This window comes from Marinisporobacter balticus (genome assembly GCF_004345705.1).
GTDB lineage: Bacteria > Bacillota > Clostridia > Peptostreptococcales > Thermotaleaceae > Marinisporobacter > Marinisporobacter balticus.
Map to the genome: position 1 here is coordinate 124491 of NZ_SLWV01000006.1, position 18701 is coordinate 143191.

Below are 18701 nucleotides of genomic sequence, written 5' to 3' on the forward strand. Positions count from 1 at the left end.
TTTTATTTGTATTTGTAAATATAGTATGTTAAAATGAGGCTGATCTACATTGAAAGCTTTAAGCTTTCATATAAAAAAGAATAACATTCATACTGAATTTTGCACTGATCCTTTGGACAGGGACTGAATAGGTTATTGAATGGGAAAGAATAGCTTTTGTTATAGATAAAAGCTATTATTGTATATGTTATGATGAATTTTGATGATACAATACCCTTTCTATGCCCGAGAATAAACTTCGGTCTTAGAGAGGGTATTTTTAATTTTAGAAAAATGGACAAGGAGGAATCATAAATGTTGTTAAATATGCATAAGGGGAAGATACACAGAGCTACAGTAACAGAGGCGAACTTAAACTATGTAGGAAGTATTACAATTGATAAGACATTAATAGATGCAGCAGGAATTTTACCAGGAGAGAGGGTTCAAATTGTTAATAATAATAATGGCGCACGACTTGAAACCTATGTTATTGAAGGGGAAGCTGATAGTGGCATGATTTGTTTAAATGGTGCTGCTGCAAGACTTGTCCAGCCAGGAGACCATGTGATTATTATAGCCTATTGCTGGATTGAGGAAGAACATGCACGAAGTTTTAAACCAAAGGTAATTTTTGTGAATGGAAATAATAAAATGATTGAAAAAAGTGATATGGAAATGCATGGGGACATAAAATAAGGGACGATTTCGTCCCTTTTTTAATACTTACCAACATACGCCCAGCCCATCTTTATCCCAGGATCTCCAGGATTCCATCCTGCTGGAACACCTAAACCAGTTTTTCTGTTAAACTGTAGCCCTTGTATGATTCTTATGATTTCAGCTATATTTCTTCCAACAGGTTGAGGATTTACTAAAAAAGCTTGAATATTTCCTTCGGGGTCTATGACGAAAGTAGCTCTATAGGCAAATCCACCTTTCTCGTTTAATATACCGTATCGTTTTGAGACTTCTTGCGTTCTATCAGATAAAAGAGGATAGTTTATTTTTTTCCCAGATGGAGAAGTTTGGGTGAAAATCTTATGAGAATAAATACTATCTGTACTGATTGCCAATACTTCTGTATTTAATCCCTGAAAAATTTTGTATTTGTCAGCAACTGCTGCAAGCTCAGTAGGTCAGACAAAAGTAAAGTTTGAACCATAGAAAAATAATACAACCCATTTTCCTTTATAATCACTAAGAGAAACCTTGGTGGGGTTTTTATCTACAATACCTTCTAATGTAAACTCAGGAGCAGGGTCTCCTAAATCAAAATAATCATAATATCCTGTATTTTTGATAGGTTTCATATCTTCATGGGTAGATACATGATTTCTATATTTAGGGAAAGAATAGCCATATGGATAGTAAAATGGGTTTTGCATAGATAAGCCTCCTTTTATAATTTTTATTATGTCATACTAAAAAAAGTTCTAAAACTTTTTAGTGCAATATTTTACAATATATAATATGTGATAGCACATTATTTTGTTAAGATACATCCAAAAAATAAATGATTTGTAACAAAAATTTCCTTTTGGTATAATTAATAGTAGGAAATAATGTTATATATTTTGTTTCAACTTAATTTTACGTAGAGATAAAAACACAGTTTCGGTTGGTAGTCCGAACGCATCTAAAAAGAAGATGTCAGTAACCTTCCCCCTCGGGTCGTCCGTTCTCTATGCATTGATTGTATGGGGGGAGAAAAATGAATAAGGTAAAAATGAAATTTACTGTTTTTTTTGAAGGACCATTTTGGATAGGATTAATTGAAAAAATGGAAAACGACCATTATCAAACAGCAAAAATTATATTTGGGCCTGAGCCTAAGGATTATGAGGTACATGATTTTATATTGAAAAATTATTTTCGTATAAAATTTAGTAATCCAATACAAAATGGAGAAGGTAAAGAAAAAAAGATCAACCCAAAAAGATTGCAGAGAAAGATCCAAAAAGAATTAGAGAATATTGGTATGGGTACAAAAGCACAACTCGCTTTAAAGGAACAGTATTCTGTAAACAAAAAGGAAAGAAAGAAAATTTCAAAGGAATATCAAGAGGAACAAAAAAGAATAAAATTTGAGTTGAAACAGCAAAAGAAAAAAGAGAAGAAAAAGGGACATTAAAAAAGAGTGTATTATACAATACATTCTTTTTTAAGTGGCTATAAAGTTAAATTCAAAATCACAAAAACAAAAAATATACAACCATAAATGCTTGAAATACTAAAAAAAAAATGATAAAATCAAGGTAAACGTTTTAGTAAAACGTTTACCTAACATCGGAGGAACAAAATGAAAGTTACGATTAAAGATATTGCTAAGTTTGCAGGGGTTTCTACAGCAACTGTATCCAAAGTAATTAACCATAAAGATGAGAATATTAGTCAGCCTACACGGGAAAAAATATTAAATATTATGAAAGAATATAACTATATACCAAATACTGCTGCAAGAAGTCTTGTAACTAAAAAGACAAAAACAATCGGGTTGGTTATTCCAGATATAAGGAATCCATTTTTCCACGAACTTGCAAGAGGTGCAGAAGATAAAGCCAATGAAGAGGGATACAATATAATCTTTTGTAATACGGACGATCGCATTGAAAAAGAGGAAAAATATGTAAGTATGCTGATTGAAAAAATGGTAGATGGCATTATTTTTACTGCTGCTTCAAAAAGAATGAATGAATTTGAGCATTTAAGAAATAATAGAGTACCGATTATTTTAGTAGATAGAGATATTGATTTAAAAGATATAAAAGGAAAAATAACAGTAGACAATTGCTTAGGAGCATATGAAGGGGTAAAGCATTTATTATCTTGTGGATACAAAAATATTATTTTCTTATCCGGACCACTTAGTACCCATCCTTCTATTGAAAGATTAAAGGGATATAAAAGGGCATTAGAAGAATTCCATATTCCATATAAAGAAGAAAATATATTCGAAGGAACTTACCAAAGTGGATGGGGATATGAGACTGTTAAGATGTTATTGAAGAAGCACATAGATTTTGATGCGTTATTTTGTGGGAACGATTTAATTGCAATAGAAGCAGTAAAAGCATTAAAGGAGGCAGGCATAAAAGTACCGAAAGAAGTTGGCATTGTTGGTTTTGATGATATATATATGGCAACACTTGTAGATCCAGAACTTACAACGATTAGACAGCCTAGTTATGAAATAGGCTATAGCGCTGTTGAGATGCTTATAAATATATTAGAAAAAAAAGTAAAAACAAAAGAAAAAGTCGTTTTAAATACGGAATTGATTATTCGGAAATCAACAATGCATAGATAGAAAAGTTGGAAGGAGGAAAGTGTTATGGGAGATATTACGGTTATTGGAAGTATCAATATGGACTTAGTTACAAATGTAGAAAATATGCCTAAGGTAGGAGAAACGGTTATTGGTTCAGATTTTAAAGAAATACCAGGAGGAAAAGGTGCCAATCAAGCAGTAGCCATTGCAAGGCTTGGCGGAAAAGTAAATATGATTGGGAAAATAGGAGACGATGGATTTGGAAAGACCCTTTTAAGTGCATTGAAAAAGGATAAAATCAATACAGATGGTCTAAAAATAGAAGAGAATACGCCTACAGGTGTTGCAATGATCACGGTAAATGGTGAAGGGGATAATGCGATTGTTGTTATTCCTGGGGCAAACTTTAAAGTATGCAAAGAAGATATAGAAAACAATATAGAAGTTATAGAAAAATCAAAAATGGTCGTATTTCAGTTAGAAATACCACTAGAAACAGTAAAATATGGGCTACAAAGAGCAAAAGAATTGGAGAAATATACGGTTTTAAATCCTGCGCCAGCGAAAAGTTTAGATGAAGAAATGATTAAAAATATAGATTTATTGATTCCAAACGAAACAGAACTTGAAATATTAACCCAAATAGAAATAAAAGAGGAAGAAGATTTTCTACATGCTTCGAAAAAGCTTATAGAAAAAGGTGTAAAATCGCTAATTATTACAATGGGAGAAAAAGGATCACTTTATATAGACAAGAAATGTGTAAAGAAATTTCAAGCAAAAAAAGTAAATGCAGTAGATACAACAGCAGCAGGAGATAGTTTTATAGGTGGCGTGGTTACTTATCTCGCAGAGGGTAAAGAAATTGACGAAGCGATAGTATTTGCTTCAAAAGTAGGGGCCCTTACTGTAACAAAGAAAGGTGCCCAAAGTTCATTGCCATATTTAGAAGAAGTAGGAGCATTTGAGGAGGAGTAGCTTTGAAAAAGACAAATTTAATAAATTCTGAAATATCTTATATCATCTCAAAAATGGGACATACAGATATGCTAACCATTGCAGATAGTGGCCTTCCTATACCTAAAGAAACAAAGAGAATCGATTTGGCATTAAAAAAAGGAATGCCTTCTTTTTTAGATACATTAGAAACAATTCTTGAGGAACTTAGGGTAGAAGAAGTAATAATTGCTAGAGAAATGAAAACAGTGAGTCTAGTACTTTATGAAAAGTTAATGAAAAAGATTGAAGAATTGGAAAAAGAGGAAAACATGAACATTAAAATTGTTGAGGTAGAACATGAAGCATTCAAAGAGGTTACAAAAAAATCTATGTGTGTTGTTAGAACAGGAGAGTTTACACCTTATGCGAATATCATTTTAAAATCTGGCGTTGTATTTTAAGGAGTGATAGGAATGAAACAACCTATTTTTGAAATGAAGGCGATTACCAAAGAATTTCCTGGAGTTAAGGCTTTAGATCATGTTGACTTTAAGATTCATAAAGGACGGGTAATGGCTCTTTTAGGTGAAAATGGAGCTGGAAAATCTACGCTCATGAAAATATTAAGTGGTGTTTACCAAAAGGATGATGGTGAAATCATCTATGAAGGAAAAAAAGTTGATATTAAGGGACCAAAAGATGCGCAAGAAGAGGGAATTTCTATTATTCATCAAGAGTTAAATTTAATTCCTCACTTGACAATTGGGGAAAACATTTTCTTAGGACGAGAACCTGTAAATGCTTTCAAAAAGATAGATTGGACAAAGCTTTATAAGGATTCAGAAGTTCTCCTTAAAAAACTTAAGGTAGATAAAAGTCCTAAAGAATTGGTTGCGAGCTTGAGCATTGGAGAGCAGCAGATGGTTGAAATTGCAAAAGCGCTATCTTTAAATGCAAAAATTATTATTATGGATGAACCAACAGATGCTTTAACAAAAAAAGAAACGGAAAGCCTTTTTCATGTGATTCATGAATTGAGAGCACAACAGAAGAGCATCGTTTATATATCTCATAGATTAGAAGAAATTTTTCAAGTTTGTGATGATGTAACGGTTTTAAGAGATGGAAAATTCATTGGAGAAGCGCAAGTGAAAACTTTAAATGAGGATCAGCTCATAGAAATGATGGTTGGAAGAAAACTTACGGAACAATTTCCAAGTGTTGTTGTTGAAAAAGGTGATGTAGCTTTAGAAGTAAAAAATTTATCGAATGAATATGTAAAGGATATAAGTTTTTTATTAAGAAAAGGTGAAATTCTTGGAATATCAGGGCTTATGGGTTCTGGAAGAACAGAACTTGCAAAAAGCATATATGGTGCTTTGCGCAAAGATAGCGGAAAGGTTTATATAGATGGAAAAGAGGTAAATATAAAGTCAACACAAAATGCTTTAAAAGAAGGCATTGCTTATGTATCAGAAGATCGAAAAGGACAAGGATTAATTTTAGGACTTTCTGTAAAGGAAAATATGAGTATATCCTCATTAAAAGATTTTGAAAGTCCAATATTTAAAATTAATAGAACAAAAGAAAAGAAAGCTGTAAAAAATTATATTGCCCAAATGGCAATCAAAACGCCAACTGAGCGTCAAAAGATTAAAAACTTAAGTGGAGGGAATCAACAGAAGGTTTCTATTGCAAAAGGGCTTATGACAAATCCAAAGATTTTAATATTAGATGAGCCAACAAGAGGGGTCGATGTAGGAGCAAAAAAAGAAATCTATGATCTTATAAACAAATTTAAACAAACAGGAATGAGCATTATTATGATTTCTTCAGAAATGCCAGAAATATTAGGAATGAGCGATAGAATATTGGTAATGCATCAAGGAAGAATTACAGGAGAACTTGATAGAACGGATGCTTCGCAAGAAAAGATTATGAAATGTGCAGTGGGCATAAAGGAGGTTTCGTATAAGGATGAATAAAAAATTACTCATGAAATTTAAATCAATTATTGGACTTATTGTTTTTTCGTTGATCGTTTCTGTTCTAAGTCCTAGGTTTTTAACCGTTTCAAATATATTAAATGTATTAAGGCAAACTTCTATCAATTCCATTATTGCAGCAGGAATGACATTTGTTATATTAACAGGAGGGATAGATCTTTCAGTAGGATCAACTTTAGCATTTTGTGGAGCAGTATGCGCATATTTCATATCAGCTGGAATGAGTGTATTTTTAGCAGTGACCATCGCTTTGGCTATAGGAGCATTAGTAGGTTTGTTTAGTGGGATAATTATTAGCAAAGGAAAAGTACAACCTTTTATTGCAACACTTGTTACGATGACAGTACTGCGAGGCGCAACATTAGTTTTTACAAATGGAAAACCTATTACACTAGGAAGTGATAAAGCTTCTGAAGTTTTTTCAAAGATTGGGGCAGGTTATTTTCTAGGAATTCCTATCCCAGTATATTTAATGGTTTTGGTATTTATGATTGCTTATTATGTATTAACGCAAACAAGAATTGGAAGATATGTTTATGCACTAGGAGGAAATGAAGAAGCTTCAAAGCTTTCAGGACTAAATGTATCAAAAATAAAATTATCTGTATATGCAATCAGTGGGATGCTTGCAGCACTAGCTGGGGTAGTGATTACAGCAAGGCTTTCATCTGCAAATCCAAATGCAGGGGCAGGATACGAATTAGATGCAATTGCTGCTGTTGTATTAGGAGGAACAAGTCTTGCAGGAGGAGCAGGAAGTATACTAGGGACAATTATAGGAGCACTGATCATTGGTATTTTAAGTAATGCCCTTAATTTATTAGATGTTAGCTCTTATTATCAAATGATTGCAAAAGGAGCAGTGATCTTAATTGCTGTATTAGCAGATCGAAAAGAGAAGTAAGTTTTTTTAGTGAATGATAGATGTGTGAAAATAAAGATCTAACATCATACATCTACAGATAAAAGAAATAAAAATTTAAAAAATGGGAGGAAAAAAAATGAAAAAAGGTTTATCAATTCTTATGGTAGCTATTTTATTAATGGGGTTATTAGTAGGCTGTGGCACACAAGAAAAAGTACAAGAAGCAAAGGATGAAACACAAAAAATAGGTCTTGTTTTATCTACGCTAAACAATCCTTTCTTTGTAACTTTAAAAGAAGGTGCTGAAGCGAAAGCAAAAGAATTAGGTTATGAAGTAGTTGTATTAGATTCACAAGATGATCCATCAAAAGAACTTTCAAATATGGAAGATTTAATTACAAGAGGTGTTTCTGTAATATTAATCAATCCAACTAACTCTGATACAGTAGGAAATGCCATTAAATTAGCAAATGATGCAAAAATTCCTGTACTTACACTAGATCGAGGAGCAAACAGTGGAGAAGTGGTATCTCATATTGCTTCAGATAATGTAGCAGGTGGAAAAATGGCAGGAGAATATGTAGTTGAAAAATTAGCTAAAAAAGGAAAAGTTATCGAATTAGAAGGAATCCCTGGGGCTTCTGCTACAGTAGATAGAGGAGCAGGATTTAATGAAGCATTAAAAGGTACGGAGATAGAAGTTGTAGCAAAGCAAACAGCGAACTTTAACAGAACTGAAGGACTAACAGTTATGGAGAATATCTTACAAGCACAACCAGAAATTAATGCTGTTTTTGCACATAACGATGAAATGGCATTAGGAGCTTTAAAAGCTATAGAAGGAACAAACAGAGAAATCATGGTTGTTGGTTTTGATGCTACAGATGATGCTGTGGCATCAGTGAAAGAAGGAAAATTAGCAGCTACAGTTGCACAACAGCCAGATATGATTGGTTCTCTTGGTGTCGAAACGGCAGACAAGGTTTTGAAAGGAGAAACTGCTGAGAAATTTATTCCTGTTGATCTAAAATTAGTTACAGAATAATACGAAAAAATTCAGGATAAAACTTTACAAATGTATCATATTGGATTACAATGAAATTAATTAAATAGTTTTGCTAGGGGTGCCTTTTGGCTGAGAAGGAAAAATCCTAACCCTTTAAACCTGATACAGTTAATACTGATGTAGGGAAGCAAGAAGATTAGATTCATTGATTTTAAAGCTTACCCTAGGGTAAGCTTTTTTGAATGGAAAATTTCATAAATTTTGGGGAGCTCATATAGATGGGCTGAGAAAGAGATGTGATCTCTGACCTTTATAACCTGATTTGGATAATGCCAACGTAGGGAATGATGCTTATACTTTTAAAGTGCAAATTCTCTATGAATTTGCACTTTTTTTATTAGAGCGATGACAAGAAAGGAGAAAGAAACTTGATTATAAATGGAAAAGAAATGGATTTTGAAACTAAAATTACAATCAGTGAAATGTTAAAAAAACTAGGCTTAGCTGAAGAAAAAGTAGTTGCAGAAGTAAATTTTAAAATCATTTCAAAAGAAGAATATAAAGAATATGTATTAGATCAAAGTGATAAAGTAGAAATCGTAAGTTTTGTTGGAGGCGGTTGATTTGAAAATATTTATAAATGAAAAAAATGTTATTGTGAATGAAAAAGATACAGCATTTGAGGTAAGAGATTTTGTGAAAAAGGATGCAGATATTGTAGTTGTAAACGGGTTTATTATAAGAGAGGATGTAGAGTTAAAGGAAAATGACAGAATTACATTGATCATAAGAGGAGAAATTCCAAATGAAGAGGAGTTAGAAGCTTCGCTTGTTTCTAGGCATACCCCTGGTGTACATGAAAGGGTAAAAAAAGCATGTGTAGGAATTGCAGGACTTGGAGGACTTGGATCAAATGTTGCTATATCTCTTGCTAGAATTGGAATCGGGAAATTACTATTAGTAGATTTCGATGTTGTTGAACCAAGCAATTTAAATAGACAGCAGTATTTTATAAAGCATATAGGGATGAAGAAAACTGAAGCATTGGCAGATGTATTAAAAAATATTAATCCATTTGTAGAAGTTGAGCGTAAAGATTTATATCTTGATGAAAGCAATATTGAAGATTGTTTTAAAGAGGCGGATATTGTGGTAGAGGCTTTTGATGATCCAAAATGTAAAGCAAATTTAGTGAATACCCTATTATCAAAATTTCCTGAGAAATATATCGTTGCAGCTTCGGGAATGGCTGGTTATTTTTCTAATAATACCATTCAAACAAAGAGAAAATTAGATAAATTCTATTTAGTTGGAGATGATACTTCAGAAGCAGCTTTAGGATGTGGACTTATGGCACCAAGAGTTGCAATTGCTGCAAACCATCAAGCAAATACAGTGCTTAGAATTATTTTAGAAGAATATGAAATTTAGGAGATGATGTGATGGATGAATTAATGATTGGAGGAGTTACGTTAAAAAGCAGGTTACTCCTTGGCACAGGGAAATTCGCGAGAAAACAAATAATACCAGATGTAATTAAAAGTTCTGAAACACAGGTTGTTACTATGGCTGTAAGAAGAGTAGATCTTGGGGCGAAGGAAGAAAATATACTTGAATATATCCATAAGGATATTGTATTACTTCCAAATACTTCTGGTGCAAGAAATACAGAAGAAGCTGTTAGAATTGCAAGACTTGCAAGGGCTATGGGATGTGGAAATTGGGTGAAGATTGAAGTCATATCAGATAATAAATACCTACTTCCAGATAATCATGAAACGATAAAAGCAACAGAGATTTTAGCAAAGGAAGGCTTCGTTGTACTTCCTTATATGAGTCCTGACTTAATGAGTGCAAAGCGGTTGGTAGAAGCTGGTGCGGCTGCAGTAATGCCACTAGGTGCACCCATAGGAACAAATAGAGGAATAAGGACAAAGGAACTTATACAGATTCTTATTGATGAAATAGATCTACCTATTATTGTTGATGCAGGAATAGGAAGACCATCAGAGGCAGCTGAAGCTATGGAAATGGGGGCTGACGCAGTTTTAGTAAATACAGCTATTGCTACTTCAAATGATCCGATTAACATGGCGAAAGCCTTTTCACTTGCAGTTAAGGCTGGAAGACTTGCTTATCTTTCGAAATTAGGACCTGAAAAAGAATATGCTCAGGCTTCTTCTCCTCTTACAGGATTTTTGAATGAAGGTGAGATATAGTGAGCTTTTACGACCAATATATAAATTATAAAACCTTTGATTTTGATCATTTCTTTGAGCAGGTTACTGAATCAGATATAAAAAGAATTTTAAACAAGAATAGAATAGATCCATATGAATTTTTAGCATTACTATCTCCAAGTGCAGAGAATTTTCTAGAAGAGATGGCACAAAAAGCACAGAAGCTTTCCTTGCAGCATTTTGGAAAGGCTATACTATTATTTACACCTATGTATTTAGCGAATTATTGTATCAATCAATGTGCTTATTGTGGGTATAACATTCAAAATAGTATAAAAAGAAAGCAATTAACCTTAGATGAAATTGAAAAGGAAGCCATTGCGATTTCCTCTACAGGACTTAGACATATATTGATTTTAACTGGAGAATCTCCAAAAGATACACCAGTAGATTATATTGTAGAAGCAGTGAAAGTACTCAAGAAATATTTTGATTCTATTGGGATAGAAATCTATCCATTAGCTGAAGAAGAATATAGAAAGATGATAGATGCAGGGGTAGATGGTCTTACTGTATATCAAGAGGTATATGATGAAGTAATTTATGATCATGTGCATATTTCAGGACCTAAAAAAAATTACAACTATAGATTGAATGCACCAGAGCGTGGCTGTAAGGCAAAGATGAGAAATGTAAATATTGGGGCACTTTTAGGATTAAATGAATGGAGAAGAGAAGCTTTTTTTACGGGCATTCATGCAAATTATCTTCAAAATAAATATCCAGATGTATGTATTGGTGTATCTCCACCTCGGATAAGACCTCATGCAGGGGTGTTTGAGGATGTATATCCTGTAAGTGATAAAAACTTGGTTCAGTATATGCTTGCTTTAAGAATATTTTTGCCATACTTAGGGATTAACTTATCTACAAGAGAAAGCGCAAAATTTAGAGATCATTTAATTGCATTAGGGATCACGAAGATATCAGCAGGAGTAAGTACAGAAGTTGGAGGACATAGTTCTGAGGATAAGGGAGAAGGACAGTTTGAAATATCTGATAGTAGAAATGTAGACGAAATGAAAGAAGTTATTTTAGCAAATGGATACCAACCTGTATTTAAGGATTGGATGCATATATAGGAAAAGAAATCGAAAGAAATATTAAGAGAGGATGACTGAATGTTATTTTTGATTACTAATAGAAAAATAATAAAAAAAGATACACTACTTCAAATAATTGAAAAAGCAGTAGCAGGTGGTGTAGATGCGATTATTTTACGAGAAAAGGATTTAGGATATGATGAATTATATAAAATAGCTGAAGAAATAAAAGAAAAGATTGAAGGAAAAAATACTTACTTGATAATCAATGGAAATCTAGCGGTGGCAAAAGATATAAAGGCTGATGGATATCATGTAGGGTTTCATGACTTGATGACAGAGAAGCCTGATTGGAATGGATTTTTAGGTGTTTCTGTGCATAGTGTAGAAGAAGCTATTTTAGCAGAAAAAAATGGAGCGCGTTATTTACTTGCAAGTCATATATTTGAGACAGCTTGTAAGAAAGGATTAGAACCTAGAGGCATTGATTTTATTAAAGAAATTAAAGTATATGTAAATATTCCTGTTATTGCTTTAGGCGGTATAAAGCTAGAAAATGTTGAAGAAGTTTTTGGTGTAGGGGTAGAAGGTATTGCTGTTATGTCGGCTATTATGTGTGCTGACGACCCTTATAGCGTAGCAAATAAATTTAAAAACAAGATATGTACAGCCTTATGATAAATTTTGAAAATTTAAAAGAATATTTTATTTTTTAGGAGAGTATAGATTTCTTAGAATGTGAATAACTAGGAGCTGAAATAGTTTCTAAGCACTTTGAGCAACGGAAAATTCAAAGAGGATTCTTTAAATTTTCGTTGGCGAAATAAGCATATGCGATTAGCTACATGCGAATTTTTTATAAAAAAGGAGAATGATAAAAATGACGTATACAACACAAATGGATGCTGCCAAGAAAGGGATCATCACAAAGGAAATGGAAATCGTAGCAAAGAAGGAAAATATGGATGTAGTAATTTTAAGAAATCTTATTGAAGAAGGAAAAGTGATTATTCCTGCGAACAAAAACCATAAATCATTAGATCCAGAAGGGGTAGGAGAGGGATTAAGAACAAAGATTAATGTAAATTTAGGAATTTCAAAAGACTGCTGTGATGTAGAGAAAGAGTTAGAAAAAGTAAAAGTAGCCCTTGAGATGAAAGCGGAAGCGATTATGGATTTAAGCTCTTATGGAAAAACGGAAGAATTCAGAAAAAGAACTGTAGAAATTTCTCCTGCAATGATTGGTACAGTTCCTATGTATGATGCAGTAGGTTTTTATGATAAGGAGCTAAAAGATATTACGGCAGAAGAATTTTTAAAGGTAGTAGAAAAGCATGCAGAAGATGGGGTAGACTTTGTGACAATCCATGCAGGACTCAATAGACAAACGGCTGAGGTCTTTAAAAGAAATAAAAGGCTTACGAATATTGTTTCAAGGGGTGGGTCATTACTTTATGCATGGATGGAATTAAATAATAAGGAAAATCCATTTTTTGAGTATTATGATCAATTATTAGATATCTGTGAAAAATATGATTTAACATTAAGTCTTGGAGATGCATGTAGACCTGGAAGCATCAATGATGCTACCGACGCAAGTCAAATTCAAGAGTTAATGATATTAGGAGAGTTAACGTTAAGAGCATGGGAGCGAAATGTACAGGTAATGATCGAAGGACCTGGGCATATGGCAATCAATGAAATACCTGCAAATGTACTCATTGAGAAAAAACTTTGTCATGGGGCGCCATTTTATGTATTAGGACCCATTGTTACAGATGTAGCACCGGGATATGACCACATTACGAGTGCTATTGGTGGTGCACTCGCTGCAAGTCATGGCGTAGACTTTCTATGTTATGTTACACCAGCAGAGCATTTAAGATTACCAAATTTAGAAGATATGAAAGAAGGCATTATCGCTACAAGAATTGCTGCCCATGCTGGAGATTTAGGGAAAAATATTAAAGGCGCAAAACAATGGGATGATGCTATGAGCAAAGCAAGACAGCAGTTAGACTGGCCAAAAATGTTTGAATTGGCTATTGATCCTGAAAAAGCAATTAGATATAGAAAAGAATCTATACCAGCCCATGAAGATAGCTGTACGATGTGTGGAAAAATGTGTTCTATGCGAAATATGAACAAAATAATGGAAGGAAAAGACCTTAACATGTTAAGAGAGGATGACTAAATTTTTTTTGAAGAACAATAGAAAATCATAAAATAATATTTTTTATAATAAAACTTAGGTCGTTTTATAATATAACCTATAGGAAAGACATTTTCAAAAGTGTCTACACTATAGGTTTTTTTATCTATATTTAACAAAGAATATATATAATTATAATAAATTGCTATCGCATTTGAAAGGAAGTTACAGTAAATTAGAAAATAACATAATATATCGTTTTATATAAAAAGTTAATGTGAACATATTAGAAGAATCTATCTATGAAAAACATTTTTAAATCACCTTTCTAATGCGGTGAAATTTACAGATGCAGGTGGAAGCATCAGGGTTGCAGTTAAGGATAGAGAAAAAAATATATGCATAACGGTAAAGTTTATGTAGCGAGTGAATACGGTATGGGAGAGCGAATTTTTTATTGATTTATGATAAAATATAAATGAAAAGTTAAAATCATAGAATAAAAGAGTTTTTAATGGGAGGGATAGATATGAATTACAGAGATATATTAGAAAATGCAAAAAGAATTTCTGATTTTAAGTGCAAAGTTTGCCCAGAATGTAACGGAAAAGTATGTAAAGGTGAAATCCCTGGTGTTGGCGGAAAAGGATCAGGTTCAGCTTTTATAAGGAATGTGGATCAATTAAAAGAAATAAAATTAAATATGGACACGCTCTATGAGGCATCGAAAGTAGATTCATCTATAGAAATATTTGGAAAAAGATTCAAGTATCCAATCTTTGCAGCACCTATTGGGGGATTGATTCCTTGTTATGGTGAAAAATTGACAGATTATGAATATTCAAAAGCGATTGTAGCGGGATGCAAACAGGCAGGTACAATTGGTTTTACAGGTGATGGGGTAAAAGATGAATATTTTATGGATCCTTTAAGAGCCATTGAAGAAAATGATAGTGTGGGGATTCCAACCATAAAACCTTGGAAGAAAGAAGAAGTACTTAAAAGACTTAGGAGCGCTGAAGAAAAAAATGTAGTCGCTGTAGCAATGGATATAGATGCAGCAGGACTAGCCATATTAGCACAAGCTGGAAAACCTGTTAGTCCAAAGTCTGTAGATGATTTAAAGGAGATTATTGATGCGACAAAACTTCCATTTATAATAAAAGGAATTATGACTGTAAAAGGTGCACGGAAAGCTATGGAAGCAGGAGCTCATGGTATAGTTGTTTCAAATCATGGAGGACGGGTATTAGACCACACACTTGCGACAGTTGAGGTACTTCCTCAAATTGTAGCAGCAGTCAAAGGACGAATGAAGATATTTATTGATGGTGGTATAAGAAATGGGCTAGATGTTCTAAAAGTACTTGCTTTAGGTGCGGACGCTGTTTTAATAGGAAGACCTTATGCAGTTGCGGCTTATGGAGGAGGATCAGAAGGGGTTGCTTTATATACAGAGAAAATTGGTAAAGAGTTAGTAGAAGGCATGATTATGACAGGATGTAATAACTTAAAAGAAATTAATCAAGATATTATTTTTAGACCGTCTATATAGACGGTTTTTTCTATAAGTAATCAAAACATGAATTTGTTACTTTTATTTGGTATTTCAATCAATGTTTTATGTAATAATGTGCTTGAAATTATCTAAATATGTATCCAAACACTAAAAAATTATGATAAAATCATCTTAGAATAGACAAAAACTACATTTTGGAGGCATATGATGAAATTAAATTTTCAAAATAAAAAAGTCAAATTAGCTATTATTATTCTACTTATTATGTTGCTCGTTCATTCTATCGTTGGAAGTATCTCATTAAAAGCTTTTTTAAATCTGACAGCACTAGAAATTATTGTAGCTGGAATTTTCTTGTCTGTCATTATCAGTTTTTCTTTTGATACCCTAATTGGTACGATAAAGATGATAAAGCTAAGCTTTTTTCATAAAATTGACTACACAACCATGATTTATAAGGTTCATGAACTAAGTATCAAAGTAAAAAGAGAGGGTGTGTTATCTATTCAATCTGATATAGAAGAAGAAGAGCATACATTTTTAAGAGATGCCATGATTCTATTAAATGATTATAAAAAACCTGAGGCTATGCGAGATATTTTAGAAAAAGACATTGCGTCAAGACGTAGTAATTTATATAGAGCGCATAATGTACTGAAAATGATTGCACATATATCCCCATCGTTTGGACTGATAGGAACCTTACTTGGTCTAGTAGGACTTCTTTCAAATATTCATCAAACCGATTTAATTATGAACAATATGGCGTCAGCACTAGTAAGTACCTTGTACGGAAGTTTAATTGCAAATTTTATCGCAGTTCCTCTTATGGGAAGATTAAAAGAATATATTGATGAAAATATTTTACAATATAGTATAATAACAGAAGGAATTTTACTTATTTCCCAAAATGATACGGCTAGAAACGTTTTTGATAAAATGAATGTGATGTTAAAAGAAGATGCACGACTAGTATATCCTCGCAAAAAAATCGGTGAAAGGAATAGGGAAAGCGATGAAGTATGATGAAGAAAAACAGGACATGGATTTATCTACCAATTGGCTGATTACTTATAGCGATATGATTACTATTGTTTTATGCTTTTTTATTATTTTTTTTACTATGACATCAAAAGAAATGAGTGTGCTCTCTGAAATAAAAGATGTTCTTTCAACAGAGGTAAGCACATTAACATCTGAGAATGAAAAACTAAAAGGAGAAAAAGCATCCTTAGCAGCTAAATTGTTTGATCTTAAAAACATAGAAACGGATGTAAATACATCGGAAGAAGATTTTATTACTTTTTTAAGAGAAAACAATTTATTTAGCCAAGTAAAGATTGTCCAAAATGAAAAGGGGCTTCTTATTCGTTTTAAAGATAGTGTTTTATTTAATAGTGGAAAAGCAGATTTATCAGAAGCAGGATATAATGTATTAAATCAGATAGGAGATAAATTAAAAACCATAGATAATGATATTGTTGTAGAGGGATTTACAGACAATGTACCGATTCATACGAAAGAGTTCCCATCTAACTGGGAATTATCTGTGTCACGAGCCATTCAAGTAGTGAAATTTTTTACAGAAGATAAGGCTGTAGATGAAAAGCGTATATCTGTTAGTGGTTTTGGTGAACGCAATTCGATTGATAGTAATGATACATCTGAAGGACGTGCGAATAATCGAAGGATTGAGATTACTATTTTAAACTAAAAACTGTCGCAAAAGCGACAGTTTTTCTACTTCGTATATTATATATTTTTAAACAAATTTCAATAATAGCAGTAACGTGTGGGTTTTTACGTGGATAATAATAGTAATATTTACATATGCATGAAAAATTATAGGGAACAATAGGAGAAGAGCGTTTAAAAGATATGCAGGAAAATGCGAAAAAATGTAGAATTGTATGGTAATAAGAAATATTTTAAATAATAATGAACATTTAAAATAATAATAAAATTTCATAAAATGTACAGGAGGGATTTGTTATATGAAAATGAAAACAAAAATTATTTTATTGGTTTGTTTTTCAATAGTTGTTACTGTACTAACAATTACCTTACAAACAAATGTGATTATAGAAAGATCAAGAGAAAAAATACTTGAGTTATATGCGCACTCTAGAATCAAAGTAATGAATAATTACCTCCTTGAAACTTCCCAAGAATTAGAGAATAGAGTATATGATAATACATGTTGGGATGATGCATTTTATAACTTAGAAGAAGAAAATATACCTTGGATTAAAGAGAATATTACAGCCTATTTATATGAACAACCTAATTTTCAAATAGATTTGGTATTTTTGCAAAAGAATGATGGTACCTACAATGCGTTATATGGAGAAAATATTTCTAAAGATGATTTGATTGTTACAAATGCCTATAAAAAGGCGCGAAGTGGAAAGATTATGAACAAAGAATACATAAAGATTAGGAATAATGTGTATGAAATTGTTGCTGCTCCTATTAGGACGGCAAAGGATGAAACAAAGACAAATGGCATATTACTCTTAGGGAGAGCAATCAATGAAAAGTTTCTGATGAAATTATCAGGATATTTAACTTTAGATCATGGAGAAAAAATCAATATGGTAAAAAACCATTCCCAATCAAATGATTTTTCTTATCATAATAATTATATGGTGGTTTATCATCCTGTTAAAGATAGAGATGGAAACAATTTGACTTGGATCAAAGTAAGCTATGACATATCTAATTTTGATCATTTGAAATATTTAGTTTTCAAAGAAATTATACTAACAGTCATACTTTATTCAACTGTTCTTGCAGGAATAGCTATGTTTTTTATCAATAAAAGTATGAATAAAATACAAAAAAGTATTACACAGATTAATGCGATTGCCCAAGGAAATTATAAAAACCGATTAGAAGAAAAAGGGTCTCATGAAATGATTGAACTTGCAAAAAGTGTAAATCGTCTTTCAGAAGAAATAGAAACAAGGATTCTAGCCCAAGAAAATAATTATTTAGAATCGGTGAAAGCTTTAGCAACTTCATTAGAGATAAAAGATGCATATACAAAAGGTCATTCAGATCGCGTTGCCTTTTATGCTACGCATCTTGGGAAAGTTGTGGGTTATGAATCATTAGATGACTTGACTAATGCAGCATTGGTTCATGATATTGGAAAAATTGCTGTGTCAGATACAATACTCAATAAACCTGGAAAACTAACAGATGAAGAATATGAAATCATTAAGAAACATCCAGCGTTGGGTTATAAAATATTAGATGCTTCCCATATGTTTAAACATATTAAATATATTATAAAATATCATCATGAGAAATATGATGGTAAGGGGTATCCGGATGGCTTATGTGGTAAAGATATCCCGCTTGGCGCAAGGATTTTAGCTATAGCGGATGTATTTGATGCACTTACTAGTAACAGAGCATATAGAAAAGAAATGCCTATAAAAGAAGCGATGGAAATCATCATAGAGGGAAGTGGAACCCATTTTGATGCTGCGCTTGTAGAAGCGTTTGAAGGAATAATCTATAAATTATATGAGGAAACTGATTTATAGAGCTTTAATAGGGTATAACATTTATATTTGTAAATATTTACATAAATGGAAAAATGAAATTGAGATTTATTGTAAGCAAAGTAAAATAAAAAAATGTATTGTTATTATTTTTAAAATTTGATATGCT

Annotated in this window: 19 protein-coding genes and 2 riboswitches; of the genes, 18 read left to right on the plus strand and 1 reads right to left on the minus strand. The window is 32.4% G+C overall.

What is annotated here, in order from left to right; all coding sequences use genetic code 11:
* Positions 1-294: 294 nt before the first annotated feature.
* Entirely contained in the window at positions 295-678 is a 384-nt protein-coding gene (panD, locus tag EV214_RS06720) for an aspartate 1-decarboxylase (protein ID WP_132244009.1), read from the plus strand.
* A gap of 20 nt (positions 679-698) precedes the next feature.
* Here the strand turns inward: panD and EV214_RS19080 are convergent, their stop codons facing one another.
* The gene (locus EV214_RS19080) at positions 699-1292 is read right to left on the minus strand and encodes a peroxiredoxin (protein ID WP_243116581.1); all 594 of its coding nucleotides are present in this window, start codon (positions 1290-1292) and stop codon (positions 699-701) included.
* 401 nt (positions 1293-1693) lie between these two features.
* Here EV214_RS19080 and EV214_RS06735 point away from each other — a divergent pair, with 401 nt between their 5' ends.
* The 17 genes from EV214_RS06735 (at position 1694) to EV214_RS06815 (ending at position 18574) form a co-directional block, all read left to right on the plus strand.
* Entirely contained in the window at positions 1694-2113 is a 420-nt protein-coding gene (locus tag EV214_RS06735; protein ID WP_132244015.1) for a YjdF family protein, read from the plus strand.
* A gap of 168 nt (positions 2114-2281) precedes the next feature.
* Positions 2282-3289 (plus strand): LacI family DNA-binding transcriptional regulator, encoded by a 1008-nt coding sequence (locus EV214_RS06740; RefSeq protein ID WP_132244017.1) that lies wholly within the window; start codon positions 2282-2284, stop codon positions 3287-3289.
* Positions 3290-3313: 24 nt separating this feature from the next.
* Positions 3314-4228: a ribokinase gene (gene rbsK / locus EV214_RS06745; protein WP_132244019.1), complete on the plus strand. Its 915-nt coding sequence runs from the start codon at positions 3314-3316 to the stop codon at positions 4226-4228.
* Positions 4229-4230: 2 nt separating this feature from the next.
* Complete coding sequence (gene rbsD, locus EV214_RS06750; RefSeq protein ID WP_132244021.1) at positions 4231-4650, plus strand: D-ribose pyranase; 420 nt, start codon at positions 4231-4233, stop codon at positions 4648-4650.
* Positions 4651-4662: 12 nt separating this feature from the next.
* Positions 4663-6174, plus strand: coding sequence for a ribose ABC transporter ATP-binding protein RbsA (gene rbsA, locus EV214_RS06755; protein ID WP_132244023.1), 1512 nt, complete (start codon positions 4663-4665; stop codon positions 6172-6174).
* The gene (gene rbsC, locus EV214_RS06760; protein ID WP_132244025.1) at positions 6167-7099 is read left to right on the plus strand and encodes a ribose ABC transporter permease; all 933 of its coding nucleotides are present in this window, start codon (positions 6167-6169) and stop codon (positions 7097-7099) included. The genes rbsA and rbsC overlap by 8 nt, the downstream gene beginning before the upstream one ends.
* A gap of 97 nt (positions 7100-7196) precedes the next feature.
* Positions 7197-8105 (plus strand): ribose ABC transporter substrate-binding protein RbsB, encoded by a 909-nt coding sequence (rbsB, locus tag EV214_RS06765; RefSeq protein WP_132244027.1) that lies wholly within the window; start codon positions 7197-7199, stop codon positions 8103-8105.
* A 65-nt stretch (positions 8106-8170) separates the two neighbouring features.
* A riboswitch (TPP riboswitch) is annotated at positions 8171-8269 on the plus strand.
* A 49-nt stretch (positions 8270-8318) separates the two neighbouring features.
* A riboswitch (TPP riboswitch) is annotated at positions 8319-8427 on the plus strand.
* A gap of 67 nt (positions 8428-8494) precedes the next feature.
* Entirely contained in the window at positions 8495-8689 is a 195-nt protein-coding gene (thiS, locus tag EV214_RS06770; RefSeq protein ID WP_132244029.1) for a sulfur carrier protein ThiS, read from the plus strand.
* Position 8690: 1 nt separating this feature from the next.
* A complete protein-coding gene (gene thiF, locus EV214_RS06775; RefSeq protein ID WP_132244031.1) occupies positions 8691-9497 on the plus strand; it encodes a sulfur carrier protein ThiS adenylyltransferase ThiF in 807 nt (268 codons plus the stop codon).
* An 11-nt stretch (positions 9498-9508) separates the two neighbouring features.
* Positions 9509-10285: a thiazole synthase gene (locus EV214_RS06780; RefSeq protein ID WP_132244033.1), complete on the plus strand. Its 777-nt coding sequence runs from the start codon at positions 9509-9511 to the stop codon at positions 10283-10285.
* Positions 10285-11388 carry a 2-iminoacetate synthase ThiH gene (gene thiH, locus EV214_RS06785; RefSeq protein ID WP_132244035.1) on the plus strand — a complete coding sequence of 368 codons (1104 nt, stop codon included), beginning with the start codon at positions 10285-10287 and terminating at the stop codon, positions 11386-11388. The genes EV214_RS06780 and thiH overlap by 1 nt, the downstream gene beginning before the upstream one ends.
* A gap of 39 nt (positions 11389-11427) precedes the next feature.
* Positions 11428-12027 carry a thiamine phosphate synthase gene (locus EV214_RS06790; RefSeq protein WP_132244037.1) on the plus strand — a complete coding sequence of 200 codons (600 nt, stop codon included), beginning with the start codon at positions 11428-11430 and terminating at the stop codon, positions 12025-12027.
* Positions 12028-12229: 202 nt separating this feature from the next.
* Entirely contained in the window at positions 12230-13543 is a 1314-nt protein-coding gene (thiC, locus tag EV214_RS06795) for a phosphomethylpyrimidine synthase ThiC (protein WP_132244039.1), read from the plus strand.
* 487 nt (positions 13544-14030) lie between these two features.
* Complete coding sequence (locus EV214_RS06800) at positions 14031-15056, plus strand: alpha-hydroxy-acid oxidizing protein (protein ID WP_132244041.1); 1026 nt, start codon at positions 14031-14033, stop codon at positions 15054-15056.
* 171 nt (positions 15057-15227) lie between these two features.
* Entirely contained in the window at positions 15228-16046 is an 819-nt protein-coding gene (locus tag EV214_RS06805) for a motility protein A (RefSeq protein WP_165916286.1), read from the plus strand.
* Positions 16036-16734, plus strand: coding sequence for an OmpA/MotB family protein (locus EV214_RS06810; RefSeq protein ID WP_132244045.1), 699 nt, complete (start codon positions 16036-16038; stop codon positions 16732-16734). The genes EV214_RS06805 and EV214_RS06810 overlap by 11 nt, the downstream gene beginning before the upstream one ends.
* 280 nt (positions 16735-17014) lie before the next feature.
* Entirely contained in the window at positions 17015-18574 is a 1560-nt protein-coding gene (locus EV214_RS06815) for an HD domain-containing phosphohydrolase (RefSeq protein ID WP_132244047.1), read from the plus strand.
* Positions 18575-18701: the final 127 nt, after the last annotated feature.